This window comes from Ruminococcus sp. AM31-15AC (genome assembly GCF_003462045.1).
In the GTDB taxonomy this organism is placed as follows: domain Bacteria; phylum Bacillota; class Clostridia; order Oscillospirales; family Ruminococcaceae; genus Hominimerdicola; species Hominimerdicola aceti.
The window spans coordinates 1-16,398 of the sequence record NZ_QTYG01000052.1; the positions used below are offsets into that span (position 1 = coordinate 1).

General features: G+C 37.3%; 14 protein-coding genes and 2 pseudogenes. 15 read left to right on the top strand and 1 reads right to left on the bottom strand.

What is annotated here, in order from left to right; translation table 11 throughout:
• Window positions 1-131: 131 nt before the first annotated feature.
• The 15 genes and pseudogenes from DW793_RS15460 to DW793_RS11890 form a co-directional block, all read left to right on the top strand.
• Window positions 132-458, top strand: coding sequence for a hypothetical protein (locus DW793_RS15460; RefSeq protein WP_252969869.1), 327 nt, complete (start codon window positions 132-134; stop codon window positions 456-458).
• 8 nt (window positions 459-466) lie between these two features.
• Complete coding sequence (locus DW793_RS11825) at window positions 467-2,002, top strand: protein kinase domain-containing protein (RefSeq protein ID WP_252969870.1); 1,536 nt, start codon at window positions 467-469, stop codon at window positions 2,000-2,002.
• An 8-nt stretch (window positions 2,003-2,010) separates the two neighbouring features.
• Complete coding sequence (locus DW793_RS11830; protein WP_117928425.1) at window positions 2,011-2,349, top strand: hypothetical protein; 339 nt, start codon at window positions 2,011-2,013, stop codon at window positions 2,347-2,349.
• Window positions 2,350-2,728: 379 nt separating this feature from the next.
• Window positions 2,729-7,588 (top strand): Ig-like domain repeat protein, encoded by a 4,860-nt coding sequence (locus tag DW793_RS11840; protein WP_118158244.1) that lies wholly within the window; start codon window positions 2,729-2,731, stop codon window positions 7,586-7,588.
• A complete protein-coding gene (locus tag DW793_RS15465) occupies window positions 7,557-8,663 on the top strand; it encodes a hypothetical protein (RefSeq protein ID WP_252969871.1) in 1,107 nt (368 codons plus the stop codon). Before DW793_RS11840 ends, DW793_RS15465 begins: the two co-directional genes overlap by 32 nt.
• 205 nt (window positions 8,664-8,868) lie before the next feature.
• Window positions 8,869-9,303 carry a sigma factor-like helix-turn-helix DNA-binding protein gene (locus DW793_RS11850; protein ID WP_118158245.1) on the top strand — a complete coding sequence of 145 codons (435 nt, stop codon included), beginning with the start codon at window positions 8,869-8,871 and terminating at the stop codon, window positions 9,301-9,303.
• A gap of 456 nt (window positions 9,304-9,759) precedes the next feature.
• Window positions 9,760-9,981: a hypothetical protein gene (locus tag DW793_RS11855; RefSeq protein ID WP_118060171.1), complete on the top strand. Its 222-nt coding sequence runs from the start codon at window positions 9,760-9,762 to the stop codon at window positions 9,979-9,981.
• Complete coding sequence (locus DW793_RS11860; protein WP_118158246.1) at window positions 9,975-10,319, top strand: type II toxin-antitoxin system PemK/MazF family toxin; 345 nt, start codon at window positions 9,975-9,977, stop codon at window positions 10,317-10,319. Before DW793_RS11855 ends, DW793_RS11860 begins: the two co-directional genes overlap by 7 nt.
• Window positions 10,312-10,470, top strand: a complete 159-nt coding sequence (locus tag DW793_RS14750; protein ID WP_181982587.1) for a hypothetical protein — start codon at window positions 10,312-10,314, stop codon at window positions 10,468-10,470. The genes DW793_RS11860 and DW793_RS14750 overlap by 8 nt, the downstream gene beginning before the upstream one ends.
• 10 nt (window positions 10,471-10,480) lie before the next feature.
• A complete protein-coding gene (locus DW793_RS11865; protein WP_117928294.1) occupies window positions 10,481-10,600 on the top strand; it encodes a DUF3789 domain-containing protein in 120 nt (39 codons plus the stop codon).
• 71 nt (window positions 10,601-10,671) lie between these two features.
• On the top strand, window positions 10,672-12,216 hold the full coding sequence (locus DW793_RS11870) for a recombinase family protein (RefSeq protein WP_118158247.1): 1,545 nt from the start codon (window positions 10,672-10,674) through the stop codon (window positions 12,214-12,216).
• Between the two features lie 105 nt (window positions 12,217-12,321).
• Complete coding sequence (locus DW793_RS11875) at window positions 12,322-13,233, top strand: recombinase family protein (RefSeq protein ID WP_118158248.1); 912 nt, start codon at window positions 12,322-12,324, stop codon at window positions 13,231-13,233.
• Window positions 13,172-14,788, top strand: coding sequence for a recombinase family protein (locus tag DW793_RS11880; protein ID WP_252969872.1), 1,617 nt, complete (start codon window positions 13,172-13,174; stop codon window positions 14,786-14,788). The genes DW793_RS11875 and DW793_RS11880 overlap by 62 nt, the downstream gene beginning before the upstream one ends.
• Window positions 14,789-14,847: 59 nt before the next feature.
• Window positions 14,848-15,939 carry an amidoligase family protein gene (locus DW793_RS11885; protein ID WP_118158250.1) on the top strand — a complete coding sequence of 364 codons (1,092 nt, stop codon included), beginning with the start codon at window positions 14,848-14,850 and terminating at the stop codon, window positions 15,937-15,939.
• An 18-nt stretch (window positions 15,940-15,957) separates the two neighbouring features.
• Window positions 15,958-16,143: pseudogene (locus DW793_RS11890) on the top strand (gamma-glutamylcyclotransferase family protein); the annotation flags it as partial.
• A 42-nt stretch (window positions 16,144-16,185) separates the two neighbouring features.
• Here the strand turns inward: DW793_RS11890 and DW793_RS11895 are convergent.
• A pseudogene (locus DW793_RS11895) lies at window positions 16,186-16,398 on the bottom strand (IS3 family transposase); the annotation flags it as partial.

Sequence of the window (16,398 nt, forward strand, 5' to 3'; positions counted from 1 at the left end):
CGGCGAAATCACTGATTAGATTGAAAAAGCAATAAAATATATTATAAATATCAAGAGTGCTTTTAACTGGAAATGGTATATGTTTTTTTGTGATAGAAAGGTATCTAAAAATCAAGGGATTGAGAAAGTAAATGAGTAATGAAATAATCGGAACAAAATTCAAGTACACGGTAGATACATCGTATGGCATAAATCAAGACGGATTTATTGCAATAGGTACGGAAAGCATAGTATACAGGGGACTGAAAACTGCTGATAAAGGCGGTCTTCAGTTTTCCTGTGTTTTGAAATTCAAGCCCAAATATGTTTATGTAAACGGAACGAAAATTGACAGAGTCAAGGTTTTCAAGGACGAGGAACTGAAAATTTTCGAGAATCTTCAGGAATGCAGATCAATAGTCCGTATCTATGACGTTATCGAAAGCTTGGCGATTTCAGCCTGCCATGCGATAAAATAAAAAGCGGGGTGATAAACGCCTCGGGATATTTCTGCGTTGTTGAAGAATATATCGACGGCTGGTCGCTTGAAGAGTACTGCCGGCAGGAACGGTGGAAACTCAGAAAGATCGAACAGCTTGAAAACAATCTCAGCAAAGTCGTAGATTACCATGAATACACGGAAGATGAAAAGAGCTTTGTTAATCTAAGCTATTACAAGAATTACGACAATGTTCTGAAATATCAGAGCGAGATATTTCAGTTTATGATAAACCTTTGCGAGATACTTGAATTTGTAACGGAAAAGAAAAATATTCTGCATCTTGATATTAAGCCGGAAAATATAATGGTGACCAAGTACGGTAAGGAGCTTGTTTTAATAGATTTCGGAAGATCAAAAAGAATTACCAAAGCCGACAGATTTGCAGTCAGCGATCTTGCAAAAGTAAACTATAATGACAACGAATCCATAGAAAAAATGTATCAGTACGGAACGCTGGGATATGCCGCTCCTGAATGCTATGCTGAAGCGGCGGACGATTCGCAGTTTCCGTTCAAGCAGCATTTTGAGCCGGGGAAAATGTCTATTGAAAGCGATATATTCTCATTCGGAGCAACTTTCTGGGAGTGCCTGAATATATTTGAGTTAGTTACTAAGAGCGAAGAATTTTCTAAAGAAAGTCATGATTTTTACAAGAATCATTTTCTTAATGATGCAGCATATTGTAGCCGAGATCTGACGATTACTTCTCTGCATTATCATAAAAAGCTTGAGAATATCATAAAAAAGTGTACTAAAGAACGCAACAAGAACTATCTAAATCTAAATAACGATGATTTTTATCACTCATACAGAACGCTGAAAAAGGATATTGAAGAAGCTAAAAATTCTGCTCCTACGATTGTTAGAGCCGAAAATATCAAGGTAAGAAACGCTTTCACTATGTTTGGTGTTATGCTTGCCGTATGCGTTACATTTTTGATGATCTTCATTATTTACAGAGCGGTAGGTTTCGGTATTGCCGAGGATAAATGGGACAGCCTTACAGCAGATTATAACGTTACACAATTTTATAAGCTTGAAACTATAGCAAATGACCTGATCAAAACCGCCCCTAATGGCAAAACGGATGATACATATTCCAAGATAGCTGCGTTTACATATTCCGACGGAGATATTGACGAACAGGAAGCGGCAATGCTTGTGGATTTGCTTGGAAAGATGTCAAATAGTGAGTACATGTGTAGATATATCGACGAATTGATGCAGAATGCCAATACAAAGAATTTTAAGGAGATTTCAACAGACATTGTGAAACTCAATACAGAGTATAACTGTGCAGGATATGAGTTGGCAAAAGCAATTTATAACACAGAAGTTGGAAAGACTGAGATTATTGGTTCTTATGAAACTTTGAAAAAATACAAGGACGATCATGCGTTTAAAAATGCTGTTATAAAGCTGAAAAATGTGTTGGATAATGACGAAAGCATTAGAATGATCTCAGAACATGAAAATACTACCAGAGTAGAAATAAAAAATTATTTTAAGGAAATTGGGTGAAATATATTATGAGTATTTCAAAAAAGTTTTTTGAAAAGCATATGCTGATTCATTATGTCCTAAGTGCGTTTTTTAAAGCATTATTAGTTTCTGTACTGTTTTTTGCTGTGCTATTTGCATCTTTACAAATAACAGGGAAATACACTGCTGTTGAAAATATGCTTGATTTGAAGTATGATTCACCGTGGATAATAGGACCTCTTCTGATTGCCGCAACACTAGCCGTTCTTTCGTTTATTGTAGGTATGATATTGTATTTGTATAAATACAAAAGAAACAGTTATAAAGGCGAGTTTTACAAAGCATTGGCTGGTGCGTTGAATGAAAATATAAAACAGGGTCGATAATTATGAAGTTAAGGGTATTGAATATTATATCTGGAGTCTTGTTTTTTATTTCTTCGTCAAGTTTGCTTATTATCCCATTTCTTGCTTTTGATGATAACCTATCTGTTTCGGCATATGCTGTCGCTTTGTTGTTCTGGGGCGGATCAATATCGGGAATAATTATTCAAATAATACTCTTTGTGACCTGTAAAAAGTATACTAAAGTCAAGGAGTCGAAAACAAGACAAATAGTCGGAGTTATATTTCTAATATCGGTTTTTGTACTGATTCCTATTATGGCTTTCTGGAGAGATAATGAATTTGCTCTTTCCATAAATTTATTTTTATTACTGTTTTCCATAGAAATATATTTTGTAATAAAAAGAATGGAGTGTTTAAAATGAGAAAAAAATTTCTGTCTGTTTTTATTGCAATGCTTTTAATTATGAATTGCTTCCCTTTGTCTGTAATAGCCGAATTTGAAGGCAGTACCGACCCGATCGAGGTTTTCTTGGAGGAGGGGTTTGCCGATAAAATAACCGTTGAAGATAAGGAGTATGATGGAAAACTTACGGCGATTGTTCATTGTGAAGATGTGACCCTAATAAATGCGAATACAATGGAACCAGTTGCAGGATATGATGTTTATCTTGCGTGCAATGGGGAGTTTGAGAGAAAAGATGCTTCTGATGAACAGAATAAAGTGACCGTATCAAAATTCTGTCTTGAAGGTAATGATAGGAATAAATTTAAACTTTCAGGAAACTATGATGTCGTAGAAAAATACGCATACATTACCCCAAAAGAATTAAAAGTTATTCCCAAAGAAACATGGATTTATTATGGTCAGGCAATCCCTGAGAATTTTGAATATACCGTTGAGCAGCCCGAAGAATATAATGTGGATTTAAATGTTAAAATCGCAGTGCAGGGTGAACCGAAAAATATAGGCGAATATGATTATGTTATCCTTGAACAGACGTCTGATAATCCTAATTATATAGGAAAGATATCTGAAAGCTCCAAATTTAGGATCAAAGAATATTCTCCAGAAGAAAAATATTTACTTAATGATGAAACATATTATTCAAATCATGCAAAACTAACTGCTCCTGACGGTTTTGAAATAAGTTCAGACGGAAATAATTTTAGCAATTATATTATAGTTGATTTAGAGGAAACTACAGTTAATCATAAAAAACAGGTTTCGTATTATTTACGAAATGTTAATGATGGGGCTATAAGCAGGGAGCTTAAACATAGTTATTGCTGCAGCACCAGTAGTCCTGAAATTGTAGGTGCTAAAATATCAAAGGTCAAATCTGATAGTTTCTTGGGATCTTTTCCATTTGGAATTGTAAGTAATGATAATGTGATGCTAACAATTACTGCCAAGGGGACAGGTGTAGATCAAGAAACATTAATATATTTAAACGGTGAAAATGGATATAGTCAATATTGTTCAGCAAAATTATGCACAGAAAGTAATGGTGTATATTACTACACTGCAGAGTTTAATATCAAAATGCCCGACAGCAAGTTTTTTAGAAGTAGTTTTGAAACATATGCAAAAAATAAAGCAGGAAGAGGCAACGAAGAAGAGCTTAATATCGAATTTGATAATGAAAGCAGCAATGTTTTAATTCTGGATAAGATTTCTCCAAAAGTTGAGTCTATGCAGATCGTTTATCACAATAATGAAGGTTACGTCGAAGCAACAGGGACTTTAAAAGATAGTGAATCTGGTATTGATACAATAGAATATTTTTGGAATCTTAAAGAAGATAATAAACTTGTAAAATACGGTATAAATGACAATGGAGAATGTGAATATACCAGAGTGCCAAATGGAGACGTTAATTTTTCAGTAAAATTAAAATACGATGATGCACCGATTGAAAAATATCCCTATGAATTAAAATTAAAAATTACGGATAATGCCGGAAATTTCAATGAGGATCTATATAAATACAGCAATGCCGAAAACGGACGAGATACCCAGCCTCCGAATATAGAAATCAAGGGTTTTCGTACAAAGGGTAGTGCAGAATATATGGATTGCGTTAATTTTCTGAAATTCGGTAATTATGCTAGAGATGATATTGAACTTGTGGTCGAAGCTAAAGATATATCTGAAACGGATTATGTTACAGGCGTTGGAAGTGTATCTTTATGTAATGGTGACAGCGTAATTGAAGAACTTAACAGTTCCAATGCAGCGAACGAGTATGTGTTTGTAATTTCAAAAAACACAAGGATCGATAATATGGTCATAAGGGCCGCAGATAAAAATGGTTTCTCTAATACGGCCAATGTAATAGACCAAATAACTGAAATGAAAGAGAATACACTCGTAGTTGAAAATGATCCGCCTGAAGTCTCCTTTGATACTTCTAAATCATCGACAATCGAAGATAATGGAGAAAAGATATATTGGTACAACACAGGCGATAGCATATTTTCTGTGAAAGTGACAGACGTTAATGAGAACGATAAGGTTTGCAGTGGCCTTGCAAGTGTAAAAATTATTGATGAGCATAATGGAATAATTAATGTCTTGGATGATAAAAGTTTTTCTGAAAATCAGGAGAATGATTACAGCTTTTCAACAGAAATATCAAAACTTTCTGAGGGTATACATTATATTAAGGTAGAAACAACTGATAACGCAGGGAATAATTGTGGTAATTATCCTGCCGTAATGGTGATAGGAGTTGATACAAAGAAACCTGTAGGAAAAACATCTATTGAAGGGCCTGAACCAGTTGATATTAATGGTGATAAATGGTTTGACAAAGATCAAATCATAGAATTTCGTGTTGACGCTGAACCAGATGTTTCGGGTATTAAAGATATCACGTTGGACATAAACGGAATAAAAAAGACGTTTACGGAGAATGAAATAAAAAGTAATGAACATGGATATTGTGTCACTGCTGATACAACAGGCATAGAAATTGATGATAAACATAGATATGTTGTATCAGGAACAATTACAAATGTTGCTGGGTCTTGCAGTGAGTTAGCAGTGTGTACTGCATATGTAGATTGTAAAAATCCTGTTATAGAAAAGTTTACAGTAGAGAAAAAGAGCTCTGCTTTAGATAAAATTCTGAACGTGCTTTCATTTGGAGTATATTCAAATGACGATTTGATTTTTAAGGTATCAGTTAGTGATGATATTCATGACAGTGGTATTGATAATGTAAAAATTAAGTACAATGGTATAGATGAGCAGGCGTTGATGACAAGGGAAAGTGATAAGACCTACTCTTACATAATACCCAAAAACACCAAGGTCTTTCAGAGCAATCTTATAGTTACTGCATATGATAAATATGGTAAAAAAAGTCTAAGTTGCCCCAATATAGAAAATGCAGATCAAGGTAAAGGAGTATCCGATAATGTATTCGCTATGATCGAAACTGAAAAGCCGAAAGTCACTATCAGTAAACCTAAAGGCGACGGGATAGTACGAAATGATAAGCAAATCTGGTTTAATTCCAATAAAGATATCAGTATAACTATTTACGATAAGGATTCGGGCATTCGCAATGCAGATATAAAAGTAAACGGAATTGATGTAACTGCTGATAAAAACGGCACCATAATTCCAAAAATCTCGACAACTGAGATTGCAAAAGTAAGAGATAATGAAAAACATACCTATTATTTTGACACTGACTATTTTACTGAAATTGCAGGTGAATCAGCGGACGGCAGATATGAAGTTAAAGTTAGCGTTGTAGATAATGCGGGAAATGTCAATTCAAAAGAAAGCTTTACTTACCATATAGATAATAAATCTCCGAACGTAGATCGCTTTGAATTTCTTCCTGCAACCTCCGATAATATCAGTGAGACTTCTGAATATATCGAATATCTTGAGTATGGATACTATTTCCAAAAAAACTTCATTGCGAATATCCATATTTCCGATAGTGCGCCTTCATCCGGTCTTAACAAAGCAGAATACCGTCTTGTTTCTTACGATAACGGAGAACTGAAAGGAGAAAAAACAGGAGAAGTAATTATTTCCGACGGTATAGCTCATATAGATATTCCTGTGGGATTCAGGGGACAGATTTTTGTTAAGGCTTTCGATAATGTTGGAAATTATTCCGATGAAGAAACTCCAAAAGCATTTGTTGCGGATGATATTCCTCCTGAAATAAATATTTCCGAAATCGACGGCAGCAGATACAGCGACGCAAACGGAAACAAGCTTTTTACTGATGATATTGCCGTAACAGTAACTATAACAGATACTAAATCAGGCATCAGAGAAATCGGTTATTATCAGACGTCCGAAAACGATGGATTTGAGAGAAGAGTTCTTGAAATCGATGGGACAGGCGTTGAGGTAGATTCCGAGATAGGCGACGGCTGGGCCATAGTAAAAAAAGACGTAAATCTTGTAACTGAGATTACAAAAACATTTATTTTCGATAAAGATAATAACGATATCACATTAACATTTGACGCGATGGATAATTCAGGTAATGTAAATGAAAGTGTTCAAAGTGAGACATTCACTATCGACAAAACTGCTCCGATTATAAATGTGGATATTAACAATGGAATCAATAATACGATTTATTACAATGCCGAAAACAGAGCGGTAATGACGATCGATGTAATTGAAAGAAACTTTGACGCAAGATTGATTCAAGCTGAAATTGAAAATACTTACAACGGAAATGTTCCGAATATTAGCTTTCAGGATCTATCTGTTACAGAACACAGAGCTGTCATTACTTTCAGTGAAGGTGATTACACTTTTGGTATCAGAGGTACTGATCTGGGGGGACATTCGGCAGGGGTAAATCTTGATCATGAGAAAGTACAAAGATTTTATGTTGATGAAACTTCTCCTGTAGTTGAAGAAAATTTCAGCGACTTTATAAACCGTGATAATGACAATTATTTTAATACTAAGAAAACCGCTGTTATTAAAATCACAGAGCACAACTTTGATCCTAGCCTTGTCGGTTTGAAAATACTGAAAAAGGATGCGGGAGCAAAGCATAACGAGAATGATTTTACTGATGTCACATACTCTATGTTAAGTATGGCAGATTGGTCTGATGATATTGATACACATACGCTCTCAATTATATTTGATGATGATGCTGTATACCGCGTTGAAATATCTCCGTCAGATCCCTCCGGAAATACTTCCGGCTATAAAAGCTCAGAAATCTTCGAGATAGATACGACACTTCCTGTTGTATCATCAAAATGGTATTCTTGTCGATGAAAAGAATGCTCTGAATTTTCTGGATATATATCCGTATGAGAGAAAGGACGAGGCAGCCCCGACGGTCGAATTTACAGACGTAAATTTTGATCATATAAAGTATGACCTTACTGTTTATACGCCTGAGTATACAAATGGCAGAGAACTTTCGGAAGTAAAGCCTGTTAGTGTATATCTTGACTCTGACAAAGATAAAGCGGGTATATTTAAGGGGAATTTATTCACTCTACCTGATTTTTCTAAAGACGGAGTTTATGCATTGGAACTAATAGCAGTAGATAAAGCTGGTAACGAAAGTGTTCTTAATTCAAACACATACATGAGAATCGTGGACAGCGATGTTCTTGCGTATATTTCAAACAGCAATGCAGCGGAAAAAACAGGCTGGTACTCATTTCAATATGAAAACGGAGAACCTATAAGCAAGCGTCCAGATAATTTTAGCGACATAGATATTGTTGTTCTTGCTAAAACAAATTCTCAAACCGATATAGTTCTTAGAGATTACAATGGTGAAGAAAAGAATACCGATCTGCAGGCTCAGACTGATAATAGTATGTATGGTGTAAGTGTTTACAGATATACTTTGAAGTCAGATTATTTTAAGGAAAACTTTCAAGAAGATACAGATACAGAACTATATTTGTCTGTAAAAAATGAAAACGGAAGGATCGATTTGGGCAAAATGCATATTGATAATATTCCGCCTTCGTGTAATATTCCTAATGATTTGAAATCATGGCATTGGTATTATGGAAACGAATCTCGCACAATTACTGTTACAAATATAAGCGAGTTACTTGATGAAACAAGGTGTAAAGTATATGATAACGGTAAAGCGATTGATTTTACTTACTCGGCAGCTGAAGGTAGCCTGTCGTTTACGCTTAACGGAGGTTGGCATAATGTAGGAATTACACTTGAAGATGTTGCTGGCAACACATACAGTGTTCAGGAGGTCGATAATATTCATATCGGGTATTTTTGGCTGTGGATCATTATAATAGCCTCTGTCATATTCATTGGAATAACTATTACGATAGTTTATTTTGTTAGAAAAAAGCGATATAGTTAAATACATAGATATAAACTTGATATGGAGTATAACAAAAGCTTTTAAAGCCGAAAGTTATACTCCTTTTTCTATAGACCTTTTTGTTTTAAAAGCAGAAAGGTCTATTTTTATGCCCATTCTAAAAAACTGGCAATGTTTTATTGCCAAATATCCATAAGCCTTCGTTTTGATTCAGAACAAGAAAATCAAAACGGAGGAATAAAAAATGAGCAAAAACATAGTAAGTGTTTATGACACTATAACCAAAAGGTACGTTGAAATTGAAGTAAGCGAAAAGATCCGCACATATTACAATAGAACCCAATGGAATATAGATGACAACAATAAATCGTTCTATAAGCACGAGATCCAGTTCTCTGCGTTGAAAGGAAACATTAACGGAGAACTTGAAAACTTTCAGGAGTTCCGAACAGAAAATGACGACGTCGAAAGAAGAGTGATACAAAATATTAAATGCGAAAAGCTGTATAGCTGTCTGAATGAACTTTCTGAGGATGAACGAAGATTGATCTTTGCAATATATTTTGAAAATAAAACGGAAAACGAGGTGGCTTGTTTTCTACATACCACTCAGCAAAACATTAACAAAAAGAAACGTAGGATTTTGTGCAAGCTTAACAAACTTTTGAAATTGCAATAAAAAACGGTTGTTAAACACCAGACTTCTACCCCTATACAAGTGTAAGGAGAATAAAAGCTCCAAGTAACTTGACAATAGAATATCAACTCTGCAAGTACGTTGATCACACGGCCGGTATGAAATCTCGGCAGCCAAAGAAACCATACGCCAAGACTCCGAAAGGATGAGCGATAAATGTGACGTTTCAAAATTCGGAACGGCTTTCCAAAAAGGCGATGAAACGTGTGAGGATAATGATACTTCCCAGTAGGGGCTAAAAGAGCGGGTGAAATGCCCATGAGACCGATAAGCTGTCGGTCGCTTGCAGAGTTCCGCCGTGACGGAAATTGAGAATAAATATCACGGAAAATCGTCTGAAATTTATGAATCAGACGAAGGCAAAATGAATATAAGGCGGTTTGCGTGTTTTGCAGACCGCCTGTTACATATAAAATTTAAAAGTTAGGAGGCTGATATATGAACGATAACGATATGCCTGAAAAATCAGATATTCAACTGAAAAACAATAAATTTGGAGTTAATATTCCTGTTCCGACGATCAGATTATCGGACAAGCATCCATGCTGCGGCTGTGTATGGTATGACAGGGATACAGATGTCCTGTTCTGCCCGTTCCATAGCTGTGTGAGATACAAAAATGGATTTATAATTCCAAAGAAAGGTGAACGAAAATGCTGATCAAACGAGGTGATATCTTTTATGCAGACCTTGATCCCGTTGTCGGTTCGGAACAAGGAGGTATACGGCCTGTGCTGATCGTACAGAATAATGTGGGCAATAAGCATAGCCCAACGGTTGTAGTAGTGCCGATTTCTTCTGTTAGAAAAAAGGATCTGCCTGTGCATATTCAGATAAGATGTTCAGGACTGCCTAAAAATTCAACTGTTCTTGCTGAACAGATCCGCACTATTGACCGACGCAGGCTGCAAAAATATGTAGGATCTTTGGACAGAGAATTTATGAAAGAGATCGATCGGATTTTAAAAATAAGTATAGGAGTGAATTTTGATGAATAAGTTCGGACAGGCAGAATACAGCGATTATATGGCAAGAATATTTGCAGATAAGCTTGACACAATTCTTGAAGAAAGCGAAAAGCAGGACTTTAACAGTAGAAATACAGAAGATATTTTCAGGAAATTTCAATCGTCAAAAGACGCAGCATAGGAGGGGTAAAATGGTAGGATTTTTTATTGGCTTGTTTGTCGGAGCTTTTATCGGTATAACTGTAATGTGCCTTTGTACAGCAGCAGGACAGGCAGATAAGTATGAAATCCGCACAGAAAAGGATAAGTAATTTCGTTAGGTTTGATGATACCATTTCAGAAAAACTTGTGGTATCCTTGTTGGTAAAACGGAGGTGAGAAAATGCCAACAGTAACGATAATACAGCCGACCATAGCAGCAGAACAAAACACAAAGATCCGTTGTGCCGCATATTGCCGAGTATCAAGCGATTCCGAAGATCAGCTCAATTCCTTTATGGCTCAGACAAGATACTATGAGAAAGCTTTCGAAAAGTCTGACAGAGAACAGCTTATTGACATATATGCAGATGAGGGAATAACAGGTACTCGTGAGGACAAACGTGATGAATTTCAGCGAATGATAAGCGACTGCCGGAAAGGCAGGATAGACAGGATATACACAAAGTCTATAAGTCGATTTGCCCGAAACACCAAAGACTGTCTGAAAAACATCAGAGAGCTGAAAAGCTTAGGCATAACGGTGCTGTTTGAAAAAGAGAACATCGATACTGCCGATATGACTGACGAGATGATGATAACGATTATGGGCGGTCTGGCTCAGGAAGAATCGACTTCTATTTCACAGAATTTACGGTGGTCTTGCAGAAAAAGAATGGCTAATGGCACATATGAATTATCGTGTCCTCCTTATGGCTACAAAAAAGTAAATGGCAAACTTGTTATTTGTCCCGAGCAAGCAAAAGTAGTGAAAGAGATATACGATAGTTATCTAAGCGGCATTGGAATGATATCAATAATGAAAAATCTTAATGAACGTAATATCCCCTGCTGTAAAAATAGTGAACGGTGGCATATGATAGGCGTTTCATATATTCTAACAAATGAAAAATATACAGGAAACACACTTCTTCAGAAAACATATTCGACAAACACACTTCCCGTTAGGCGTTTTAAGAATAACGGAAACGCTGATCAATACTACGTTCGTAACACTCATCCTGCAATAATACAACAGGAGACTTTTGATAAAGTACAAAGACTCATATCAGAGAAAAATCAAAAGCAGCCTAGAGGTACGCCACACAATTCAGCCTTACACAAACATATCTTCTGCGGAAGTTGCGGCTCAATACTTATAAGAAAATCCTGCAGAAAAAAATATTATTGGTCGTGCAGAAAACACGATCTTGCAGCGGTGGACTGCCCTACCAAACAAATTTCCGAAGATAAAATCCACTCCGCTTTTATACGTCTGTACAACAAGCTCGTGTATAATTTTAAGCCTGTACTTACACCATTACAGCAAGCCTTGCAGGATCTAAAATACAAAAATACTAAAAGCGGTACGACTATAATTGAAAAGTACAAGGAAATCGCTAAACTGAAAGAGCAAACTCACGTTCTCGCAAGGTTGAAAACAAAAGGCTTTCTTGATGAGGCAAAGTATCTTGAACAAACCACAGAGCTTAACTCAAAGATAGCAAAGTTACAGACCGAAATAAAGAAACTGAACGTCAGCGATGAAGAAGATGAGACTCTTGAACAGCTTGATATGCTCATAGGATATTTTGAAAAGCGGCAGAAACTTATGGTAGAATTTGAAGAATCAGCGTTTGAGAGTATTGTCGATAAGATAGTAGTAAAAAATCAGAATGAGCTGGAGTTTCACTTGATTGGTGGATTAGAACTTACGGAGGAAATATGATCTTGGTGTCTTGTATATCAAATTGCAGGGCATATCTTTGTTAGTTATGATACTGGATTTCTACTAAGCTTTGTGGTATCATTGTCGATTGAAAGGAGTGAGTTTATGCCTAAAAACAGAATTATCCCATTCGGTTACTGTATGAAAAACGGTGAGATAATAACCGAGCCCAAAGAGCTCTATGCTGTCGTCACAATATTTAATGAGTATTTAAAAGGCAAAAGCTTGTCAGAAATAGCAGCTTTGATGGAAGTGCCGTATAGCGAAAATTCATCTTGGAACAAGAATATGGTCAAGAGAATAATTGAAAATGACAGGTATCTTGGCACAGAGAGGTATCCGCAGATAATTGACAAAGAAACTTTCAAACTTGCAAATGAAAAACGTGTCAGAAAAGCGACTGCATCGATAGGTCAGACTGAAGAAGTCAAACTGCTGAAACAAATAACTTTTTGCAAAGAATGTGGTCAAAAGCTAACACGAACAAAGGAAGAACTATGGGATTGCAGACGTCCTGAATGTTTCCGATTTGATCATCTGCTTACGGATCAAATGATACTTAGTGCTGTGCTGAATGTGTTCAACACAGTTATCGCTAACCCGACGCTCATTAATACAGACTGCACGATAAGCACATACTCTCCAAATGCAAAGGTCAGATTTCAGCAAAATGAGATAAATCGAATGACAGATATGGTACATACAGATGAAAAGAAGATCAAAGAAGAGCTTTTCAGACTTGCTCAGCTGAGATATGACTGCTGCACTTATGATGACAGTCAGCCAAAAACAGAACTTTTAAAATCAAGGCTTTGCTGCGAACAACTGAATACACTTGATATTGGCTTATTCAAAGCGTGTGTTTCACGAATCTGGATAAGCCATTTTTGTACCATAGAGGTTGAGTTCATCAACGGAGTACACATCAAAAACATTACTGAAAGGAATGACAAAAATGTCCACAGCGCCGAATGTAACGGTGATACCTGCGAAAGTGCAGACAGCGGAAAACCGTGATAAATACCACCAATTAAGAGTAGCGGCATACTGCCGTGTCAGCACCGAGCAAGAGGAACAGCAGAACAGTTTTGCGGTTCAGGTCGCTTACTATACAGACCTTATCAACAAGAAAAAGGAATGGACTCTTGCAGGCATATTTGCCGATGAGGGTATCAGCGGAACGCAGACAAAGAAAAGAACAGAATTTAATCGTATGATAAGAATGTGCAAAAAGAAGAAAATAGACCTCATAATAACAAAGTCTATAAGCCGTTTTTCAAGAAACACGGTTGATTGTCTTCAGTACATAAGGCAGCTGAAGGAATTGGGTATTGGCGTTATTTTCGAAAAAGAGAACATAAACACGCTGACAATGACAAGCGAGTTTATGATAGCTTTGTATGGAAGTTTTGCACAGGCCGAAAGTGAATCTATCAGTAAGAACATACTCTGGGGAAAAGAAAAAGCATATAGAGAAGGAAAAGTAAATTTTCAGTACAAACATCTTCTGGGCTACAAAAAGGGAGCAGACGGCAAACCAGAGATCGTTCCTGATGAGGCGGAAACAGTAAAGCTGATATATAAACTATTTCTTGACGGTTATAGTATGAAAGGTATAAAAAATGTTCTTGAAAGCAAAAAGCTTCTTACCTCAATGGGTAATAAAATCTGGAACGAATCTTTTATCCGCAGTATTTTGAAAAATGAAAAATATGTAGGAGACGCTTTGCTGCAAAAGACATATACGCTTGACTGTATTACGCATAAGGTCGTAAAAAATTACGGCGAACGCCCGATGTATCTTGTGACAGATCATCATGAACCCATAATCGACCGTGACACATACAATAGAGTTCAGCAGGAGCTTGCAAGGCGAAGTTCTAAGCGTAAAATCAGCGATAAAACTACTACCGAGCAAGGAAAATACAGCAGTAAATATGCACTTACGGAACTGCTTATCTGTGGAAAATGCGGCACGCCTTACCGCCGTACAACGTGGACTTCAAGAGGCAAAAAGCAAATTGTCTGGCGGTGTATAAGCCGGCTGGAACACGGCAAAAGATATTGCCCCGATTCGCCCACGATAAAGGAAGAACAGCTCCACAAAGCTATAATACGAGCGATAAATAACTACTACTCTTGTGGGAACGACGTTGAAAAGATCTTAAAAGCGAATATCGGCAATGTGCTTGAATGTCATGGGCAGGAAGAGATCGCAGCGATCGAAAAAAGGCTTAAAGAGATCGACAAGGCAAGAAATGATCTGATAAGTCTCATAGCAGCAGGCGGCTGTGATGAGGACAAGCTGGACAGCGAGTTTGAAAAGCTGTATAAGGAAGAGCAAAGCCTTAGTGAAAGACTTGCAATGCTGAAATCAAAAAATCAAACTTCCGCCGAAACTCAAGCCAAGCTTGATAAGATAATAGATATGATAGAGCATGAAAAGTTTGAGTTGGAAACATTTGATAATGTGCTTATCAGAAAGCTGATAGAATGTGTGAAGGTTCTGAGCAAGACGGAGATACTGGTGATCTTTAAAGGTGGGTATGAGGTCAGGACTGAAATTGAATAACGATCAAAATTTACGGCTTGCGATATATTCGCAGGCTGTTTTTGTTGGGAGGTGTAACATTGTCATTAAATTTTGACGGCATAAAAACGAGAAAATACGGCATTGAGATCGAAATGACTGGACTTACACGGAGTCAGGCGGCAAAAGCTATGGCTAAAGTGCTTGACGGAAGTGTTGAACACGAGGGCGGAAGCTATGACAAATACGTTGTAACTGATTCAAAGAACAGAAAATGGGCTGTAGTTTATGACGGTAGTATCAACTGCTATAACGCAAACGGCGACAGAGCGTCTAAGTCTTACAGCGTGGAGATGAACTCTCCTGTGTTGGAATATGAAGACATACCGCTTTTGCAGGAAGTTGTCAGATCGTTACGCCGTGCAGGCGGAGTAACAGGTCCTCGGTACTGTGCAGGAACACATATCCATATTTCAGCGGACGATTATACACCTCAGCAGTTAAGAAATCTAGTGAACATATTTGCAAGCAAAGAAGATTTCCTGTGGGACTCTTTGCAGGTATCATCTGCCCGTGAAAGCTACTGTCACAAGATGAATAAGCAGTTCATAGAGGACATAAACCGAAAAAAGCCTAAAGATATGGAAGAAATAAAGAGACTTTGGTATCACGGAAGAATGAGCGAGCAGTTTCAGCATTACTCGAACAGCCGATATGTTATCTGCAATCTTCACAGCTTTTTTCAGCACGGGCATTATGAGATAAGAGCTTACAATGGTTCTCTTCATGCAGGTGAGGTAAGAAGTCAGATAGTGCTTGCATTAGCCATAAGCAATGCGGCTATGACCAAGAAATATTGTTCTCCGCACGTTTCACGAAGTGATAATATGAGGTACAGTTTCAGAGTATGGCTGCTGGGATTAGGACTTATCGGTGATGAGTTCAAAAATTGCAGAACACATCTGCTGAAACATCTTGAGGGTGACATAGCCTGGCGACACCCGGAGGACGGGATTGCTGCAAGGGCAAAGCTAAAAGAAAAACGAGAGCTCGAAAAACAAGCGGTTCGTGAGCGGCGTGCCGAGCCTGTAAGCGACAACAGCACACAATCCGAAAATGTACCCGAAGAAAACAACGAGCCCACAGAGAGCCAATGTGAGGGCGTTGAAGAGGAACTTGAAATGAGTATGTAAAATTGCAAAGGAGTTTTTATGGAATACAAAAGATTATACATCGCTTATGGCAGCAACATCAATCTTGAACAAATGGCAAACCGCTGCCCGAATTCAAAGATCGTAAGCAAGGAGATGCTGAAAGGATACGAGCTTGAATTCAGAGGTGTTGCGACGATCGTGCCGAATGATAAATCGGAAGTTCCCGTACTCATATGGGAGATTGGTTTTGTCAATATCACTTGACACATTTTATTCGAACAAGAATTATGCAACGAGAAAGATATGATCATAGTAGAGCTTTCTTCGGGCTGCCGGAGGCAGACCACCGTTGGCGGTGCAGATTCTTCTGTTGGCCCAGTAACTCATAAAATATCTCCAGATCATGGTCTTCAACTCTTTCATAGTGTAGTTCTCCGGCTTGTCCTCACGGCTGTAGAACAGCTCTTCTTTCATTCTTGCCCACATACTTTCACAGCG

Coding starts and splice junctions, on each gene's coding strand:
- DW793_RS15460 (WP_252969869.1), top strand. CDS start 132: ATGAGTAATGAAATAATCGGAACAAAATTCAAGTACACGGTAGATACA.
- DW793_RS11830 (WP_117928425.1), top strand. CDS start 2,011: ATGAGTATTTCAAAAAAGTTTTTTGAAAAGCATATGCTGATTCATTAT.
- DW793_RS11840 (WP_118158244.1), top strand. CDS start 2,729: ATGAGAAAAAAATTTCTGTCTGTTTTTATTGCAATGCTTTTAATTATG.
- DW793_RS11850 (WP_118158245.1), top strand. CDS start 8,869: ATGAGCAAAAACATAGTAAGTGTTTATGACACTATAACCAAAAGGTAC.
- DW793_RS11855 (WP_118060171.1), top strand. CDS start 9,760: ATGAACGATAACGATATGCCTGAAAAATCAGATATTCAACTGAAAAAC.
- DW793_RS11860 (WP_118158246.1), top strand. CDS start 9,975: ATGCTGATCAAACGAGGTGATATCTTTTATGCAGACCTTGATCCCGTT.
- DW793_RS14750 (WP_181982587.1), top strand. CDS start 10,312: ATGAATAAGTTCGGACAGGCAGAATACAGCGATTATATGGCAAGAATA.
- DW793_RS11865 (WP_117928294.1), top strand. CDS start 10,481: ATGGTAGGATTTTTTATTGGCTTGTTTGTCGGAGCTTTTATCGGTATA.
- DW793_RS11870 (WP_118158247.1), top strand. CDS start 10,672: ATGCCAACAGTAACGATAATACAGCCGACCATAGCAGCAGAACAAAAC.
- DW793_RS11875 (WP_118158248.1), top strand. CDS start 12,322: ATGCCTAAAAACAGAATTATCCCATTCGGTTACTGTATGAAAAACGGT.
- DW793_RS11880 (WP_252969872.1), top strand. CDS start 13,172: ATGTCCACAGCGCCGAATGTAACGGTGATACCTGCGAAAGTGCAGACA.